General features: G+C 40.3%; 15 protein-coding genes, 1 tRNA gene and 1 pseudogene. 13 read left to right on the forward strand and 4 right to left on the reverse strand.

The window, feature by feature from the left end:
- Positions 1–78: 78 nt before the first annotated feature.
- Positions 79–675 carry a sterol desaturase family protein gene (locus JFY49_RS15000; protein ID WP_166170706.1) on the reverse strand — a complete coding sequence of 199 codons (597 nt, stop codon included), beginning with the start codon at positions 673–675 and terminating at the stop codon, positions 79–81.
- Positions 676–780: 105 nt separating this feature from the next.
- On the opposite strand from JFY49_RS15000, the gene JFY49_RS15005 reads away from it, so the two are divergent.
- Entirely contained in the window at positions 781–1782 is a 1002-nt protein-coding gene (locus tag JFY49_RS15005; RefSeq protein WP_200223327.1) for an AraC family transcriptional regulator, read from the forward strand.
- A gap of 154 nt (positions 1783–1936) precedes the next feature.
- On the opposite strand, the gene JFY49_RS15010 is transcribed toward JFY49_RS15005, so the two are convergent.
- Positions 1937–2182, reverse strand: a complete 246-nt coding sequence (locus JFY49_RS15010; protein ID WP_166170710.1) for a hypothetical protein — start codon at positions 2180–2182, stop codon at positions 1937–1939.
- Between the two features lie 69 nt (positions 2183–2251).
- The gene (locus JFY49_RS15015) at positions 2252–3361 is read right to left on the reverse strand and encodes a DNA/RNA non-specific endonuclease (protein ID WP_166170712.1); all 1110 of its coding nucleotides are present in this window, start codon (positions 3359–3361) and stop codon (positions 2252–2254) included.
- A 255-nt stretch (positions 3362–3616) separates the two neighbouring features.
- Here JFY49_RS15015 and JFY49_RS15020 point away from each other — a divergent pair, with 255 nt between their 5' ends.
- Positions 3617–4318 (forward strand): hypothetical protein, encoded by a 702-nt coding sequence (locus JFY49_RS15020; protein WP_166170714.1) that lies wholly within the window; start codon positions 3617–3619, stop codon positions 4316–4318.
- A gap of 86 nt (positions 4319–4404) precedes the next feature.
- On the opposite strand, the gene JFY49_RS15025 is transcribed toward JFY49_RS15020, so the two are convergent.
- On the reverse strand, positions 4405–6282 hold the full coding sequence (locus JFY49_RS15025) for a potassium transporter Kup (RefSeq protein WP_166170716.1): 1878 nt from the start codon (positions 6280–6282) through the stop codon (positions 4405–4407).
- 121 nt (positions 6283–6403) lie between these two features.
- Here JFY49_RS15025 and JFY49_RS15030 point away from each other — a divergent pair.
- The 11 genes and pseudogenes from JFY49_RS15030 (at position 6404) to JFY49_RS15080 (ending at position 18724) form a co-directional block, all read left to right on the forward strand.
- Positions 6404–6494 (forward strand) — tRNA-Ser (locus tag JFY49_RS15030).
- 210 nt (positions 6495–6704) lie between these two features.
- Positions 6705–7994 carry a tyrosine-type recombinase/integrase gene (locus JFY49_RS15035; protein WP_200223328.1) on the forward strand — a complete coding sequence of 430 codons (1290 nt, stop codon included), beginning with the start codon at positions 6705–6707 and terminating at the stop codon, positions 7992–7994.
- 101 nt (positions 7995–8095) lie between these two features.
- The gene (locus JFY49_RS15040; RefSeq protein ID WP_200223329.1) at positions 8096–8983 is read left to right on the forward strand and encodes a DUF6387 family protein; all 888 of its coding nucleotides are present in this window, start codon (positions 8096–8098) and stop codon (positions 8981–8983) included.
- 81 nt (positions 8984–9064) lie between these two features.
- On the forward strand, positions 9065–9352 hold the full coding sequence (locus JFY49_RS15045; protein WP_200223330.1) for a helix-turn-helix transcriptional regulator: 288 nt from the start codon (positions 9065–9067) through the stop codon (positions 9350–9352).
- Between the two features lie 2 nt (positions 9353–9354).
- A complete protein-coding gene (locus JFY49_RS15050; RefSeq protein ID WP_227609485.1) occupies positions 9355–9624 on the forward strand; it encodes a hypothetical protein in 270 nt (89 codons plus the stop codon).
- Positions 9625–9736: 112 nt separating this feature from the next.
- Positions 9737–9952 (forward strand): helix-turn-helix domain-containing protein, encoded by a 216-nt coding sequence (locus JFY49_RS15055; RefSeq protein ID WP_200223331.1) that lies wholly within the window; start codon positions 9737–9739, stop codon positions 9950–9952.
- The gene (locus JFY49_RS15060) at positions 9949–10299 is read left to right on the forward strand and encodes a hypothetical protein (RefSeq protein WP_200223332.1); all 351 of its coding nucleotides are present in this window, start codon (positions 9949–9951) and stop codon (positions 10297–10299) included. The genes JFY49_RS15055 and JFY49_RS15060 overlap by 4 nt, the downstream gene beginning before the upstream one ends.
- Positions 10300–10375: 76 nt before the next feature.
- Positions 10376–12487: a DUF3987 domain-containing protein gene (locus tag JFY49_RS15065; protein WP_200223333.1), complete on the forward strand. Its 2112-nt coding sequence runs from the start codon at positions 10376–10378 to the stop codon at positions 12485–12487.
- Positions 12488–12739: 252 nt separating this feature from the next.
- Positions 12740–12932, forward strand: a pseudogene (locus tag JFY49_RS15070) (single-stranded DNA-binding protein); the annotation flags it as partial.
- A gap of 187 nt (positions 12933–13119) precedes the next feature.
- Positions 13120–13449, forward strand: coding sequence for a hypothetical protein (locus tag JFY49_RS15075; RefSeq protein WP_200223334.1), 330 nt, complete (start codon positions 13120–13122; stop codon positions 13447–13449).
- 334 nt (positions 13450–13783) lie between these two features.
- Entirely contained in the window at positions 13784–18724 is a 4941-nt protein-coding gene (locus JFY49_RS15080; RefSeq protein ID WP_200223335.1) for a DEAD/DEAH box helicase, read from the forward strand.
- The last annotated feature ends 41 nt before the right edge of the window (positions 18725–18765 follow it).

An 18765-nucleotide genomic window follows, 5' to 3' on the forward strand; every position in this document is an offset into this window, starting at 1 on the left:
GCAGTCGTGACTTCTAGCTATTTTATCGCGCAATATCTTCCTGATCGATAAAACTTACACTTCATTCTAAAAAAATAACTAATTACCCTGTTTTTCCACCCATTTCGCCGGAAAATAACGCTCGGTTATACCGTTCAACAGATTTGAAACTATGTCGGGCAGCAAAATTCCTAAGGGATTTTCCTCCTGCAATTCTGGGGCTGAAATCACCCGAGTTCCCAAAATGTAATCAAACCAGGGTTTGGTCACGCACCAGTTGGCATCCTGATTGGAATTCATATGATGATCATAATGCCAAGGAATTTTTTTCATGGCCCACTCTGGCTCTAAATGGGCGCGGCGGTGAATATAATAATAATTACAGGCACTATATACCGTAGACAGTGCCATGCCTTTGGAGACCGGATAAAATAGCGTGCCAAAAACGCCCGCAACCACAGTCAGTGAAATAATTTCATTTTTAGTGCGCCAATTGGCAAGACCTTCGACATAGCCATGGTCATGAAATGCCGTTTTTCTGACTTCACGATGATGCTCCCAATGTGATTTCATGCTGTCTGGCACCGGACTATAACGCGGCTTTCCACTGCGATGTGTGCCATGCAAAATATATTTGTGTGCGATCCATTCAAAGCCATTGGCCACCACCAAACCCAACAAGAAACCTTTCCACATTATCGCTTTCTCCCTATTCTGTATTGAATATAGGCAATGAAATGTGCTAAATATTGACCTTAAAATAAAACTTCATTGACAAATTACGACAATAAAAAGATCAATATGCATCAGTTTAAAGATTACACAGGCTCTGTATATGGCGGACTTGGGCATTTACTTTATGCCTATAGTCAGGCCAAAGGCTTAGCCATTTCTGAAAAACTTGAACAAGTTCAGAACTTGGAACGCTTTGACTTTTGTCTTTGGCGCGAATTACTGACCGATGTAGATCAGCATTTAAAAATTCCTGCACTCGGCTTAGAGATTGCCGAATATGTACAACCCAAACATCTCGGCATCATTGCCTATATTGCCCTGTCCTGTAATACCTTAGGTGAAGCTTTGTATCGTTATCATGACCTGCATCGTTTGATCTATGATGGCAGCCCCTTACAAGCCGACATGCTGGGGGATTATTTGACCATTGGCTGGGGAAGTGTTCCTTTTCATCTGACCACTCAAGTCAGCAATGAAATCGCAATTGCCGTGATGTTTCAGTTCCTGAAACATTCTATGGAATTTGAAGATATTCATATTCATGAGGTTCACTTTACCCATCCGGCACCCAAGAATGTCGCGTTATACGAACAGTATTTCCATTGCAAAGTCCGTTTTTCTCAGCCTGTGGCGCAAATTATTTTACCAGTTGCCGAGCTCGCCAAGCCTTTTCGTCAAGGAGACCAAACCCTGCAACATTTGCTGATGCAGCAAGCTCAGGCACTCCTGGATAAACTTCCGAATTCCACCCAATTAGATGAACGTCTGCAACAAGCTATTCTCACCGGACTGCAAAAAAACCTGTATCAAATCGAACCGATTGCCAAGCAGCTCAGTATGTCGGTACGGCAATTGCAACGCCATTTACAACAACAAGGCACCACCTATCAGCAGCGTATGCAGGAAGTACGACATTTATTGGCGGAGCAATATTTAAAAGATCGGCATCTCAGCCTGCAAGAAATTGCCTTATTGCTGAGTTATTCCGAACAAAGTGCCTTCCAGCGTGCTTTTAAAAAGTGGACAGGCATGACACCGCAGCAATGGCGACAACAACAATATGCATAAATTTACCTTCAAATCATCAGGGGAATGTCATATCTATTCAGTATGTTATGATTAATCAACCAGCAATTTCCCGATTAATATCAAATATCCTGAAGAATAAAAAAGCTCACGTCGGTGAGCTTTTTTTATGTTCCATGTGAAACATAAGCACTGCTTATAAAAATGGATTTTCAATTTCCTGTTCATTCTGACGGTCAATTTTTTCCGGAAGATGAGCTTCATTTTCCAAAGCACTGACCACAGCATTAACAAAAGCCTGCAAGGCTTTCGCTGCCTGAAGCCCGGCCTGATCTTTGGTCAGCTGTAAATTGCCATAAATACTGACACAGTCTTCTTGATTTTCTAAGGTGAGGTCATGAATGGCATGCGATTCGGTACCATTTTCAAAAGGCTTGAACATTGTATTCTCACTGATCTTTGTTGTTATTAAAAAAGTAGGATGACGACTTTCATCCTACCTAAAAAAGACTTATTTCAACAACTGTAAAATGTACTGCAAAAGCCCTTCTATCAACTGTTTAATAATCGCATCTTGAGTATTTGGACCGTTCGTTACTGCACTACCGTTATTCTCTTGTGCAGGGGTTAAATTTGCTGAACTTGCAGAGGAAGATTTAAACTTTTTCTGCAAAGCGTTAAGCTCATCTGCACTGACTTCTTCGGCACATTGGCTTTCTGCATCCCAATGTGAATAGGCAATTTTCTGAGTTGCTTTCACTGCACTTGCTTTTAGTGGCAAATTGTAAGTATTGCGCTTCTGGTCTTCGGTTAACTGGGGAAAAATATTAATTCCTGTCAGATCTTCCAGAGCACAGATACTGATCACCTGCACTTTCGGTGCAGTATTTTTCAGGGTATTGTCGGCATAGTACACCCCTGCTGCCCCTGTTTTTGGGATATAGATGGCTTTATAGGTCGCTGTTGGAACAATCACCCCATTACCAATTGTCTTCAGTTTTTTAGCTGAATACACCGGTCCCGTTACAATATAGACATCCTGCTTCTGCTTGGTCACGATCGCGCGAGTCGCTTCTTCCAGCTCTCGCCAAACCTGCTGATTATTCTTCGGAGCTTGCGGCACCATATTGGCCAATGAGAAGCTGTCAAACTGCGCATCTTTATTCGGCATATCGGCATTGGGTGCCATGTGTCCGCGGTCATAGCCCGAAGCTTTATAGTCTGCCAAGGTCGCTCGATATTCTGTCTTTAGACGTGTTTCTTCATGGAAGTTGTCTTCACGTGGAATTTTATGGCTCAAGCGTTGTGGCGTCAGGGCTTCTGCCACCCATAAAGGTGTTTTCGACACCCCCGAATACATCACGTTAAAGCCATTAAAGCACAGAGGAAAGACATTTTTAGTCAGGCTTTTTTTGGCCAGATACGGCGGAATATCGCGGTAAAACTGATCCAGACAGGCCGAGTTGGAGGCTGATGGCAATGAAATCAGCTGTTGAATTCTTTCTTGTCCAAAGGCAATTGCAAAACTACTGGTTGCAACTACTCCCAAGATAATTTTTAAACTATTCCGCTTTAAAATTTGCATTACAGATTGACCCGTTTTACCTTTCTTGACTGCCATTTTGAGACCAACCCTCATTTTTCACGAGCTTAACAAGCAGTGAAAATGAAGTATATGTAGCAAATTTTATTTGCTTAACAATTAGCCTAAAACTGTTCAACAAAAGCACAGTTGTTGTAACAGTCTGTCTCATTTTCTAAAGCTTTTCTAACCAGTCTTAAGAGCTTTACGTATGTTTGATTGAAAAACCGATGCTGCTTATGACAAGGTAAAAATACGCAAAAAATCTGAATAATGATTGCTACGGAGTATTTTATGCATTTTAAGCTTTTAGGTTTAAGTCTGGTTACAGGAATGATGAGTGCAACGGCATTCGCAGAACCAGCCATTCAACCGGGCGATACCTTAGAAAGTCTATCTAAAGTCAAAGTAAGCACTGCAGTAAATGGTCAGGCAGGTTCGATTGAAGAATTAGTGGCTAGTGGTCAAATCCGCATTGTGGATGCAGGTCAAGTTGCCACCAAGTCGAATGCAGCGGGTTCTGAAACCGCAGTACAAACCAGCTCAGCTTCAGATGCAACTGCGGCACAAAGCTCAGAGCTAAATACAGCAGCACAAGTTGATTCATCTAGCACACAAGCAAATGAATCTGCTATTGAGCAAACAGCTCAGGCTGTATCTGACCATGTAGATCAGATACAACCGAATAGCGAATTAGCTGCGCAACAGGCGAAACAAGGTTCAGATCAACAGATTGCAACTGCGCCGGTCAATCAATCTGCTGCTGATGCACAAGTCAATCCAGCAAATATGCCTCAAGCAGAACTAAGCAATGAATCTGCGGCTGCCGCACCAGCAAATCATGTTGCGACCACTGCAACCCAGGAAGCCTTTGCAGCCACCCCTGAAGCAACACAGCCAGATGATGCAGTACAAGCAGCACCAGAAGCTGCTGTAAGCGATGCTCCGGTAAAGGTCTCTCCTGAAGTACCAATGACAGAGGCAACAGAGAACTAATCACGCTCTTTTTCAGGCTTTCATCCTCCAAATAAAAAACCAAGGATTTTCCACCTTGGTTTTTTATTGTCTGCACGATCTGAAACTTAGATTTCGATTTGACTACCTAATTCAACCACACGATTGGGAGGAATCCGATAAAAGTCACTCACCGGACTGGTATTGCGCTGCATCGAAATAAACAGCTTTTCACGCCAAGAGGCCATACCGTCACCCACTGTACTAATAATTCGTTCACGCGAAACAAAGAAGCTGATTTGCATCAAATTATATTCGAGTTCAATCGATTGGTAGACTGCTTCGAGTGCCTGCGGAATATTCATCTCATCTTTAAAACCGTAAAACAGTTCAACCCGATAAAAATGCCGATTCATCATTTCTACTTGGAAGCGATCCTGATCAGCGACGTAAGGGACATCTTGAATTTTAACCGTCAAAATAATATTTTTCTGATGCAAGACCTTATTGTGCTTCATATTATGCAACATGGCGTGCGGTACCACTGTGGGAGTACCCGTGAGAAATATAGCTTCCCCTTCTACCCAATTGGCTTGCTCATCGATACTTTGCACGAATATATCTAGAGGTAAGGTATCTTGCTGGAGCTTGGCGAAGGTCAGTTCACGCCCTTCTTTCCATGTCATTAATAGAAGGAAAGCAATTCCACCAATCAACAGTGGAACCCATCCCCCAGAGAATACTTTGAGTGAGGTTGCGCTTACCAATACCAAGTCCAATACCAAGAATGGAGTAATCAGCAGCACCAGTTTCGGTAGATTCCATTTCCATGTGTAACGAATAAACACAGCAATCAGTAAGGTGTCACATAACATGGTCATGGTCACAGCCAGACCATAAGCATGAGATAAGCGTGAACTGGTTTGGAAAATCAAGATCAGTACAATAATAGAGGCCAGTAAAACCCAGTTCAGTAAAGGCACATAGATTTGTCCCTGTTCTGAGTCTGAGGTGTGTTTAATGGTCAGTCGTGGTAAATAACCCAATTGAATGGCTTGACGTGCTAAAGAGAACACCCCTGAAATAACAGCTTGAGAGGCAATGACTGCGGCCATCGTTGCCAAGAAAATCATGGGGTATAGAGCCCATTCAGGCACCAATAAATAGAATGGATTTTGAATCGCACTTGGATCGCGAAGTAATAATGCCCCCTGACCTGCATAGTTAATTAACAAACAAGGTAACACCACAAAAAACCAGGCCAAACGAATAGGAACAGGACCAAAATGGCCCATATCGGCATACAAGGCTTCCCCGCCTGTCACGGTCAGTACGACCGCGCCCATAATAAAGAAGGTCATTAAGGGATGAGTGACAATAAACTGGAAAGCCCAATGTGGACTAAACATCCCCAAAACTACAGGAGTCTGAATAATGCTAGAGATTCCCAAGAATCCCAGTGCTAAAAACCATAATAAAGTTATTGGACCAAAAAACTTCCCCACAAAGGCTGTTCCATACTTTTGCATGATGAACAATATGGTCACAATCGTCATGGCGATTGGTATAATATAAGGGTCTAAAACATTTGTAGCGATAGACAGCCCTTCAACTGCAGATAACACTGAAATTGCGGGGGTAATGATGCCATCCCCAAAAAACAGGGAAGCACCAATAAAGCCAATCGCAATTAACAGTAACTTTTTTTGATCACTAAAATTTGTATTACGCAAATTTAGGGCCAACAGCGCCATAATTCCGCCTTCACCATTGTTATCTGCACGCATAACAATGGCGACATATTTAATGGTAATGACCAGTGTCATGGTCCAAAAAATAATCGACAAAATACCCAATACATTTTCAGGGTTAATCCCCAAGCCATGTACTGTATGGAATGATTCTTTCAGCGCATAGAGTGGACTGGTTCCAATATCTCCAAACACAACCCCTAATGCTGCCAGAGTAATCGCGGGCAATGCGGCTTTTTGTGCAGTACTTTGCATATTTCGTCTTCGTTTTGAACACTATTTTTTCGCAATCATATCATTGAGCAAAAACTTTTGCTCTAAATCAATTGTTTCAACTTGGCAGAAGGGCTTTTTTTCGCTATCATCGCGGCGCAATGGTGAAGTGTCCGAGTGGCTGAAGGAGCACGCCTGGAAAGTGTGTATACGTTAATAGCGTATCGAGGGTTCGAATCCCTCTTTCACCGCCAAATTCGATATTTATAGTAGTTTACCGTAGTGCAAAAGGCTTGATTCTAAAGGGATTGAGCCTTTTTTTATGTCCGATACAATACGATGGATAACGGTAGTATACCGACAACTTTGTCGGTATATTTGTCGGTATAAATCCAAATCAGCTAAATTTTAACCACCAATCCCAAAAGTGCTGATTTTATACCGACAACTAGGAGAAATCAGAAATGGCAAAACAGTCTAACAAGCTGACTGCTAAAGGCGTGAAGAACCTTAACTTTGATGTGAATGGCGCAAAGAAGCAAAGACACCCTGACGGCGGTGGCCTGTATTTATTGATTGATGATACCGAAGCGAAGTATTGGCGCATGGATTACCGCCGACCAGTGACGCAAAAATACAACACCCTTGCAATTGGTACTTATCCAACCATTAGCCTTGAACAGGCGCGAGCAAAGAGAGAAGAATTTAAAAAGATGCTGGCAGACGGTATCGACCCAGCCGAGCAGCGCAATAATAAAAAACGTGAGCAGATCGAAACCCTAGAAAATACTTTTAGTAAATTTGCTGCGGAATGGTTAGAGCTTCGCAGACATGAGGGAAAGGTGGACAGTGAAACAATACGCAAACTTGATAAAGATATACTGCCGTTTATTGGCAAGCTACCAGTAGTACAACTGACCACTGAGCAACTAGAACGTGATGTGACCGATGCACTTGTCGAACGTGGTGCGCTTGAATCGGCTAGACGTGTTAAGTCAATTATAAATATGGTTCTTAAACTTCCGTTAAAGCGAAGAATCATCACCTATAACCCTGCTCCAGACATTAGCCTACCTCAACCAATCAAGGGCAATCACAATGCTGTGACGGATGAGAGAGAGTTAGCCGATCTACTCCGTAAAACGTGGCACTTAACCAAAGACTTTCCACGTACACGGATCCGAACTGAGTTAGCAATAAAGTTATCAGCATATATCTATCAGCGCCCTGGGGAAGTCAGAACCTTACTATGGGAATCAGTAGATTTTGAAAATAGATGCTTGTCATTTGCTGCAAGTAAAACGAATCAAGACCACATAGTGCCGTTATCAATTCAGGCTTATGACATTCTCAAAGAACTTGAGGAGCTGCGGACAACTTCAAAATATGTATTTCCAAGCGTCAAAACTTCATCTGAGTGCATGAGTGACGGCACTCTAACCCAAGTATTAAAACGAGTAGGTTTTAAAGGACAGCACACAGTACATGGATTCAGAGCAACGGCGAGAACGCTGCTCGATGAAGAAATTGAATACAGAACCGATATTGTGGAACACCAGCTTGCACACAAGGTTAAAGACCCAAACGGTACAGCTTACAACCGAACTAAGTTTTTACGCCGTAGACGCGAAATGATGCAGCTATGGGCGGATTACCTAGATACCTTACGTCAAGGTGGAGATGTATCGAAGTTTAAGCCGAATGATGAAAGTGAAAATTTGATCCAATTCAAACAGCACACCAGAACCGCATAAGTTTTAAAGAAGCATAGCCTCATTCTCTAGTTAAGTATTTCTAACAAAAAAACAAAGTTAGTGCTTTTACTTAACTATTTGAATGAAGATAGGATTATTAAATGAAGAAAGTTAAGCGTATTTCCAATAAGTATATTGGCCTAATTCCTACATATTTAAAAAGTCTTTCTTATGATGAATATCAAGCTAAGTATAGTGCTAGACGGCTTTCTTTTGAGATTTATAACCGACAAATGCTTTATCGAGAAATAAAAGAATTTAAGAAATTTTGTCGACATCCGGAAACATATAATAGAGCGTTATTCCCAGGTATTACACTATCAATTTTGTTTAGCAAATATGAACAAAACCTTCCTGATGGTAGATTAGAACTTACCACTATTGAACAAATAGAAATCGAGAAAAATCATTATGATAATAAACTTCAAGAATTATCTAAAAATTCCACTAAGCCAATACCTACAGAAGACTCGCAATTTATAAATCAGATAAGCTGGGATAATAGGCCCTATATAAGACCAATATTCAATACAGATCAAAGACTACAAAAACGATATGACCTTAGCTATAACGAATTTAGAAAATTGCTTGTATCTAAAAGTAATAACTATTCATTTTCAACTAATTTGAATTTTTCAGATAACGCTATAATTGAAGAGTTTAAGCAACATCTGAAATTTTTAAGACAGATAACAAGGCGTAAATCTATATTTAATAAACCCAAAGAATTTATAAAAAAGATTAAACAATACAAAATTATTCAATTAATGGACCTAATTTTATGGGCTAAGTTAAATGACTACACACTTGAAAAAAACATGCTAGATCAACTGCTTTATCGAAATGGTAGTTTCGAAAATGATCGGCTCACTGACACAATTCTTCCACTTTCCAAATCATTATTAGATTCTAAAAGTACAGATAGTGAATATTTAATTTATCTTGCGGATCAGGAATTTCAACAAAAAGTTGGGAAAGTGATTACCTAACCTGTTCCACAACTTTTTATTCAATCAAATTAGATACTACCTCTAGCGCCGTTGCACTACGACACATTGTTAGAGGTTTTTATGTCTACTGAAAAATTAAATCATTCCCCGAAAGGTTTTTACCGTATGTCGCACCTTGCGACTACCGCACCACGCAAGGAACGCAAGTACACCGCTAAAGATGGTACGACTCGGATTATCAACGCACGTCCTGAGCGTCAAGGCTTACTCCCAATGGGTGAAACAACTATCTGGGACAAAGTACGTACTGGCGAGTTCCCTGCCCCGATCAAGCTAACCGAACGCATCACCGCATGGCGCATTGAAGATATTGAAGCATGGATGGCTTCAAAAGGATTGGAGGCTTGAGCGTGAACAATCAGCAACCAGTGAACCCTAAGTTTTTCAAGGCATTGAAGTACTACGAACTGATGGTGAAGCTACACGGTGAAGAACACCCCATCACCATGCAGGCTTTTATGCTTGCTTTTGAATACTCTCCACAATACTTGAAAGATGAAGCGTTCAAGATGGCTGAACAGCACCTCCCGAAGCCAAGCGGATGCTTAGACAGTGGACAGCCAGTCTATAACTTGCAAGACATTGCAGACCATTGCAGACCATTGCAGCGTGACGTTTGAAGAAGCTGAAATGAATCTTTTAAGCATGATGCAGCAGCGCAAAGAACTTGGACTTTCTACCGATGGCGTTTTGATTAATGCCAACGTGAACCCGATCCAGTGAGGCCAGAACATGAATAACAACCAGTTAGACCAGATTTTAGAACACCTCAAACAAGGTAAAAGCATCACACCGATTGAGGCATTGGAGCTTTTTAGCTGCTTTCGTTTAAGCGCCGTCATTCTAAAGTTACGCAATGCGGGTTATGACATTGTGACCCATCGTGAGCGCAATAATAAGCGCACTGGCACATATGCTCGCTATGAATACAGAGGGGTAGAGCGGTGAAGGATTTATTTTTAGACCTTATTAAAGGTTCATTAATGGGCATTTGTTTTGTTGTATTTTGCTTAATTCTTGCAACCGCAAGCCGTTCCATTTATTCTAATGACGTTCATCCACATGATGAATCAGTTTTGACAGACTGCAAATTCTCACTAGGCGCACATAGTCCGCATCGGGCTTTTTTTGTGCGTAATATCTCTATGCGTTCGCATGTTATGGCGGAGCTGGAGAGGGACACATTTATGTGTGCAGGTAACCTAGTGAGCCTGTCTGTCAACCCTTTTCAGCTTTGCCACCCTTATTTGACAGTAATCGGCAGAGCTTCTATTAATTCACTAGGAGCGCATTAATCATGTCTAAATCTATCCCAACTAAAACAGCTCAAGACCATTTGGAAGATGCTGTGATAAATGCAGGGGGTACAGCATGAATGCAAAACTCCCTTGTGATAAAACTGCAATCGTTTTGGCAGTCAATACCGATCCAGTGATAAGTACCAAAACTGAATATCATTTGCTTGAAGATTTTGCAAAAGACTGTATTGATGAACAGAATTTTAAAGTTAAGCCTGAGAGCTATATTTATTCTGAATTGCCAGAATATAACTGTGAAGAATGCACAGCACTCCCTTATGTGAATCCTCAGCAATTGGATGAAATTGTAGGCTACGCAATCAAAGGTATTGCAAAAAAATACGATACAGATCAGACACCACACAAAGAAATCGATTCTCAAAAAGTATCTTTTTTGATTGGTAAAGCTGGAGTGTTTGCGAGCAATACAAATAAAAAATATATGTCTTATATATTGGGTACTGACGATATAAATTTATTTGTAAAACTTGCGAAGGCTGGAGAGGCCATTGTGTTTCATGAGGATATTGATGCAGCGTATCAGATTATAAACAATGGTATGCCTGAAACAATATTTAGAATGTTAATAGGGAAAAAACATCCTATCAATAATACTGATTTATTTATCCATACGGATCAGGATTTTAAAAAATTAAGTCCGAAATCTATCAATAAATTCTTATCTGAGAAAAAGCAGCAGCTAATAAAATCAATTGACCCTGATTTTTTTAAACAGCATTCAATAGAGCAACCACAAGACCTTAACCAGTGGGGTGAATTAATCCCATTAGTGCAGGCGAATACGTCCACAGCAACCACCTACCCGATTCATGCAATACCTACACTGGCAAGGGGAGCTATACAGGCTATTGCTGAGCATGTGCAAGCACCTATCGCAATGACGGCGCAATGTGTCATCGGTGCAATGTCACACATAGCACAGGCACACGTTAATGCCCCAGACCCATTCAACACCCAAGGTGAGCCATGCGGATTATTTTTACTCACTGAGGGTCAAAGCGGTAGCCGTAAAACCACAAGCAGAAATCTTGCAGATAGAGCCATCATTAAGCATGAGAAAAAACAGTATGAGCAATACCGCAGCGACCTTGAGCAATGGAAATGTTTACTGGCAGGGTGTGACAAAAAGGATAAAAGTGTTTTCTTAGCTGAAACACCGCCACCACACGACCCCATCACACGGTACAGCGATATAACACTCGAATCATTAGCAGGGTTATACGTTGATGGAGCTATTAAAAACGCCTCTATCTCAAGTGATGAAGCCGCTCAATTCTTTGGTGGTCATACGATGAAATCAGATACACGTAACCAAGCGTTAGGCGGTTATGCAAAGTTATTTGATGATGGCTCAGTGGAGCGTACACGGTCAAAGTCCAATTTAAACGGAAGTGGTCGGGCTTATGACGTTAGATTGACGTTCAACCTACAGGGACAGCATGAGGTTTTATCTGATGCACTTAAAGACCCAGTGTTAAGAGGTCAAGGATTTTTACCTAGATTCATTTTTACCGCTCCTGAGAATCTCGCAGGCACACGGCTACAAGATGAATCCAATCAAGCCAATAATGCCAATCTTGACCATAGATTAATAGCGTACTGGAATCGGTGCGAGTTCCTATTAGATGAATGCCCTCTACCAGTGGCAGCAGATCAGCCTACAGGTGAACGCCGTGTCATTCCAATTGCTAAGGAAGCCGAGAGTTTAGAGCTTGAGTTCTACAATGAGATAGAGCGATTACAGGCGAAAGGACAGCGTTATGAATACCTACAAGCCTTCGCCAGTCGTGCCAGTCAATTAGCACGGCGGTTAGCTACTGTATTCGCTTACTTTGAAGGTTTGGACGTGATAGACCGCAAGACGTTATCAGGTGCATGTGATGTTATCCGTCACTCATTGGGAGAGTGGTCAAGATATGCTGAGATTGAAACGGTCAAAGAGAATGAAGCCGAAAAACTCATTAAGAACATTTTAGCTAAATGCACTAAAGATAAGACAAACCGAATCTTAAAAACTTTGGCCTTAAACGGTGCGCCGTCGAGTTTGAGAAAGGCTAAGGAATTTGCCCCATGTTTAAATGAGCTAATTGAATTTAATTATGTTCGATTAGTGACTATAAACCGCTCAACATACATTGAGTTAAACCCTTTACTGCTTAAATAGTTGCGATTTTGCGATTTATGGCTATAACCCTTATATAGCAAGGTTTTTTATATCGCAAAGTGATTGCGATACGATTGCGATATTGCGATATTGCGATATTGCGATATTGCGATATATCATAGGAATCGCAATAAATCGCAGCACATCGCATTTATATTTGGATGTGAAAAGCTATATGTATCAAGGCATACAAGGGGAAATCGCAGAATCGCAAGAAAATATAGGAAAAATAGAAATTAATAGGTGTGAAGAATGGCAAACGTAAACAAAGTAATTGTGATGGGCGTATTGGGTTGTGACCCTGAAACCAAACAATTTCCGAACGGTAGCAGTACTACATGTAGCAAACACCACAGGCCAGCGCAAACAGGCTACAGAGTGGCACAGAATCGCCACCAGTAACCGATTAGCCATACAGTACCTTAAAAAAGGGGGAAAGGTTTATGAGGGTTTTTATTGGCAAAAAGTTACATATTTTTCATAGATCAAAAAATATTTTTTAAATTCTGAGTTATATCTTTGTCTTCGTTCATAATGTCTTATCCTATTCAAAAAAAGTAGATGAAATTTGTTTAGGTGAGGGGCCAAGTGGTTATTCACTAGTCTACTTTGTATATATTTAAGGGGGAACTATGAGGCTTTTAATAACACTAGGATTAATTTCTTTATCAACTTTTGCTATCGCTTACCCAACAACTTATAACCAAGTTGGTAATACAGGTTATCAGCGAGATTCTTACGGCAATACGACCACTTATAATCAAGTGGGTAATACAACCTATGCTAGAAACTCTTCTGGTAGTACAGGTACTTATAATCAGGTTGGCAATACAGGCTATTACCGTGATTCCAGTGGTGATACTTCTACAATTAATCAAATAGGAAATTCTACATATATCCGTGATTCTAGCGGGAATACCACAACATGTAATACCGTTGGTAATACTAGATATTGTCGTTAATTAGCTATCATTCAAGAGTAATTCTAAGAATGCTGCTGTTTATATAGAATGGCAGTAATTCATCGGGTCCTATGACAAGCTTAAAGTTATTGAGTCACCTTACCAGCATTAAGTTATAGAGAATTAGAGTGAATAATTAGAATTAAATTTACTTAATGCGTATTTATTAAAGCTTATACAACAATAAGTTCAGGGTACTTAATATTTAAATTCTGATAAAAATTGCTTAAAATTTACAGAAAATTAAAGAAATGTCATAAGCCATAGTTTTTAGAAGGTACATTCAGTAGAATCCATTGCATTCAATTAAAATATTATTTGGGGTTTTTGGGCCATGTCATCATTCTTTAACTTAATAACAACTTACAGAACAAGTGCCAAATCAGAACGTGAAAAAGGTACTTATTTTGAGTTGCTTTGTATTAAGTATTTTGAGAATGAACCTGCCTATGCTGACTTGTTTACTAAAGTTCAACCCTATACTGAGTGGGCAAAGGAACAAGGTTTAACAGGTAAAGATACCGGTATTGATTTAGTCGCAACAGACAAAGACGGCGGCTTTTGTGCTATTCAATGCAAACTCTATGATGCCGCTCGTAAAGTATCAAAATCTGAAATAGACAGTTTCTTATCAGCAGCATCTAAAACCTATTTTAAAAGTCGTATCATTGTCAGCACCACGTATGAATGGTCACAAAATGCTTTAGATACTTTAGAAAACCAAGACCCACCGGTTACTAAAATTGATCTTGCAACTTTAGCCAATAGCGTGATTGATTGGGCTAAATTCGCAGAAAAGAAAGAAGTCGTTTTTAAACCTAAAAAACAATTACGCCCACATCAAAGTGCAGCACTGACTAATGTCAAAATTGGTCTGTATGACCAAAAACTAGATCGCGGCAAGCTCATTATGGCTTGTGGTACAGGTAAGACTTTCACCAGTCTAAAAATTGCTGAAGAATGTGCAGGTAAAGGCAAGCGAGTATTGTTCCTTGTACCAAGTTTGTCTCTGCTTTCACAAACCCTCACAGAATGGACTCAGGAGTCCACTACGCCACTTCATAGCTATGCGGTATGTTCTGATACCGAAGTGGGCAAAAAGAAGAATAAGACTGCTATAGACGCCGTGACCACCCTTGCTCATGAGTTGCAGTATCCAGCGACCACCGATGCAGAAAAGCTTGCTGGAAATGTAGAGAAACATCACGATTCAGACCATATGACTGTGGTGTTCTCAACCTATCATTCAATTAATACGGTAAGTGACGCTCAGAATAACGAAGGCATGGCTGAATTTGATTTAATTATCTGTGATGAGGCCCATCGTACTACGGGTTCTACCCATGATAGTGAAGATGATTCTAACTTTGTCAAAATCCATGATGCCGGTTTTATCTTAGGTAAGAAACGTCTATACATGACGGCGACGCCTCGTATCTTTTCAGATGATGTGAAATCTAACTCGAGTGAGTTCACTTTATTCTCTATGGATGATGAGAAACTTTTTGGTCAAACGCTCTATACCATTAATTTCTCTGAAGCTGTAAAGCTTGGCCTACTGGTCGATTACAAAGTGATTGTACTGAGCGTAGACTCCGATACGATTATTGATAAGCTCGGTGGTTTCTTATCTGAAACTGATGAAATTGTGGTGGATGATGCAGCGCGTATTGTTGGCTGTTGGAAGGCATTATCTAAACAAGGTATTCATGCTGATGTCGACGAAGATACGGCGCCAATGCAACGTGCATTAGCATTTTGTCAGGTGATTGAGAAAACTGAAAAAGCCCGTACTCACCAAGTCAGTTCTACCCATATTGCCGGTATTTTTGAGAAAGTCGTCGAAGCCTATCAAACTGCTGAGCAGAATGATGGCAATGAAATCTCTCACCATCTTGTTTGTGAAGCAAAACACGTTGATGGTGGTATGGGGGCTGGACTTAAAGAAGAAAAATTAAACTGGTTGAAAGCCACTCCTGAACCGGTCTTTGATGAACATGGTGAAGCGCGTCCCATCTGTCGTATTTTAAGCAATGTCCGCTGTTTGTCTGAAGGTGTAGACGTCCCTTCCCTTGACTCCGTACTCTTTTTAACGCCGCGAAGTTCTCAAGTCGATGTTGTACAGTCGGTAGGACGGGTAATGCGTCTGGCCCCGAATAAAAAACGTGGTTATGTGATTTTACCTGTGGTCATTCCACCAGGCATGGAGCCACATAAAGCACTGGATGATAACAAGACCTATAAAGTCGTGTGGCAAGTACTCAATGCCCTACGTTCACACGATGACCGTTTCGATGCCATGATTAACAAAATGGACTTAACCGGTATAGATAAGTCTAAGATGGAAGTGATTGCCATCACCAATAAAGTCGCAGCAAAAGCCAAAAAGAAAGCTGCCGGTCAAGGCGGCACAACGATTGGTACTGCTACGAAAAAAACTAAAAAAGAAGAAGTGGAAGATGTTCAGCAAACATTTAGTTTTGAGTCAGGTGAAATTGAACGGGCCATTGTCGCTAAAGTGGTTCAAAAGGTGGGGAATCGTCACCACTGGGAAGATTGGGCAAATGATATTTCCAAGATTGCTCAAACCCATATCAAGCTCATCACCGAAATTTTGCAACGTCCTGAGTGTGATAAAGAACGTGCAGTGTTTGAAGAGTTTGCGATTGAAATTCGAGATGACTTGAACAATGCTGTATCTGATGCTGAAATTATTGAAATGTTGGCACAGCATTTAATTACCAAGCCGGTATTTGATGCCTTATTTGATGAATACAGCTTTGCTAAGCACAACCCGATGGCTGTGGCAATGCAAAAGGTGTTGGATGTACTTGATCAACATCAAATTGATAGTGAAACTCAGGCATTAAAACGTTTCTATGAAAGTGTAAAAATGCGTGCAGCAGGCATTGATAGTGCTGAAGGTAAACAAAAAATTATTGTTGAACTTTACGACAAGTTCTTCCGTAATGCTTTCCCACGTATGACTGAGCGTTTAGGGATTGTTTATACACCGGTAGAAGTGGTCGATTTTATTCTGCATAGTGTTAATGATGTACTAAAGCAAGAGTTCGGTAAGACTATTGCCGACAAAGGTGTGCATGTAATTGACCCGTTTACTGGGACTGGGACATTCATTACTCGATTAATCCAGAGTGGTTTAATTCCTCAAGATCAATTGGTGTATAAATACAAAAATGAGCTACATGCCAATGAGCTGGTATTACTCGCTTACTACATTGCCGCGATTAACATTGAAGCGGTTTATCATAGTTACATTATTGATGACTACACGCCGTTTGAAGGGATTTGTTTAACCGATACTTTCCAAATGTACGAAAAAGAAGATTTAGTTGATGAAGTTTTAATAGATAACAGCGCACGCCGTAAACGCCAAAAGAAACTTGATATTCAGGTGATTATTGGTAACCCACCTTATTCAATAGGTCAAGGTTCTCAAAATGATGATAATCAAAATGTGAAATATGATTTGCTAGACCAAAGAATATATGAAACTTACACTTTAAGTTCTTCAAGTTTATTTGGTAAAAGAAGTTCTCTTGATTCTTATATTCGGGCTATACGTTGGGCTAGCGATCGGATTAAAAGTCAAGGCATCATAGGGTTTGTAACCAATGGAAGTTTTATTGACGCTAACACTTCTGATGGTTTGCGTAAATGTTTGGTTGAAGAGTTTAGTTCTTTATATATTTTACATTTACGAGGTAATCAAAGAACATCAGGTGAACGTTCACGTAAAGAAGGTGGCAAGATTTTCGGAAGTGGTAGTCGTGCTCCGATTGCGATTTCAATTTTAGTAAAGAACCCCAAAGCTGAAGAACAAGGAAAAATCTACTTCCATGACATCGGTGATTACCTTAGTCGTGAAGAAAAATTAGATAGGATTGCTGAGTTTAAGAGCTTGAACGGCATTTCTGAAGTTAAAGGTTGGTTGAAAGTTATACCTAATGAACATAACGATTGGTTGAATCAAAGAGATGAAGGGTTCTCAAGTTTTATAAGTACTTATGAAAAGAGTGATAAAGATAAAGCTCAAATATTTCTTAATTACTCATTTGGTGTAGTTACTGCAAGAGATGCTTGGAATTATAATTCTTCAATTCATAAATTGAAGAATATTACTAAAGATGGTTTAGACTTTTTTAATAATGAGATTATAAGATATAAAGAAGCGTGTGTTGGACTGGATTCAAGTCAATATCCAGCTATTACTGAATTTGTAAAAAAAGATTTAAGTATCTTTAGTTGGGGAGGTAGATCATGGAAATCTCCATTCAAAAATCACAAAATACAAAGTTATGATGATAGCGAATTCGTCCTGAATATGTATCGGCCTTACTCAAAGCAATATCATTATAATTCAAGAGTCTTTAATCATAGTTTCAACTCTATAAAAGACTTTTTCGCTAGTGATAATTTGGTTATAGCTGTAACTGGTCTTGGTGGTAAAAAAGGTTTTTCTAGTATTATATCTGACAAGATAGTTGATTATAATTTTCTTGAAGCAGGCGCTCAGTGCTTACCACGTTACCTTTATGAAGAAGTTACTCAAGCAAAAAATGTTGGGTCAGGTGATTTATTCGATAACTCGCTTGATTTGACTGTGAGCGAAACCAAGTACCAACGTAAAGACGGTATCAGTGATGAAGGTTTAGTGCACTTCCAAACAGCGTATCCGAATGAGCAGATTAGCAAGGAAGATATTTTCTATTACACCTACGGTTTACTCCACAGTGAAGAATACCGCGACCGTTATGCGGACAATCTGACCAAAGAGCTGCCACGTATCCCATGCATGAAAAAAGCCGAAGATTTTTGGGCATTCTCTAAAGCAGGCCGTGACTTAGCGCATTGGCACCTCAACTACGAAACCGTAGAGCCTTACAAAGCGACTTTAGACACTGGTACGAAAGCGTATAAAGAGCTTTTAGCAGAAGACTTCTATGTTGAAAAAATGAAGTTTGTTAAGAAAGGCGAAAAAGGTACTGTCATTTACAATAAGCGCGTAACGATCAAGGGCATCCCGTTAGAGGCTTATGAATACGTTGTGAATGGTAAGCCTGCACTTGAGTGGGTAATGGAGCGTCAGGGCGTTTCTACGCATAAAGACAGCGGTATTGTGAATGATGCAAACGACTGGGCAATTGAAACGATGGGTAATCCAGCCTACCCGCTTGAATTGTTCTTACGTGTGATTACGGTCAGCCTGGAAACAATGAAGATTGTTAAAAGTTTGCCGAAGTTGGATATTTAAATTTTGGGCACTAGAGTTATCTAGTGCTTTTCTCTTAATTA

Source organism: Acinetobacter sp. CS-2, from assembly GCF_016599715.1.
Lineage (GTDB): Bacteria > Pseudomonadota > Gammaproteobacteria > Pseudomonadales > Moraxellaceae > Acinetobacter.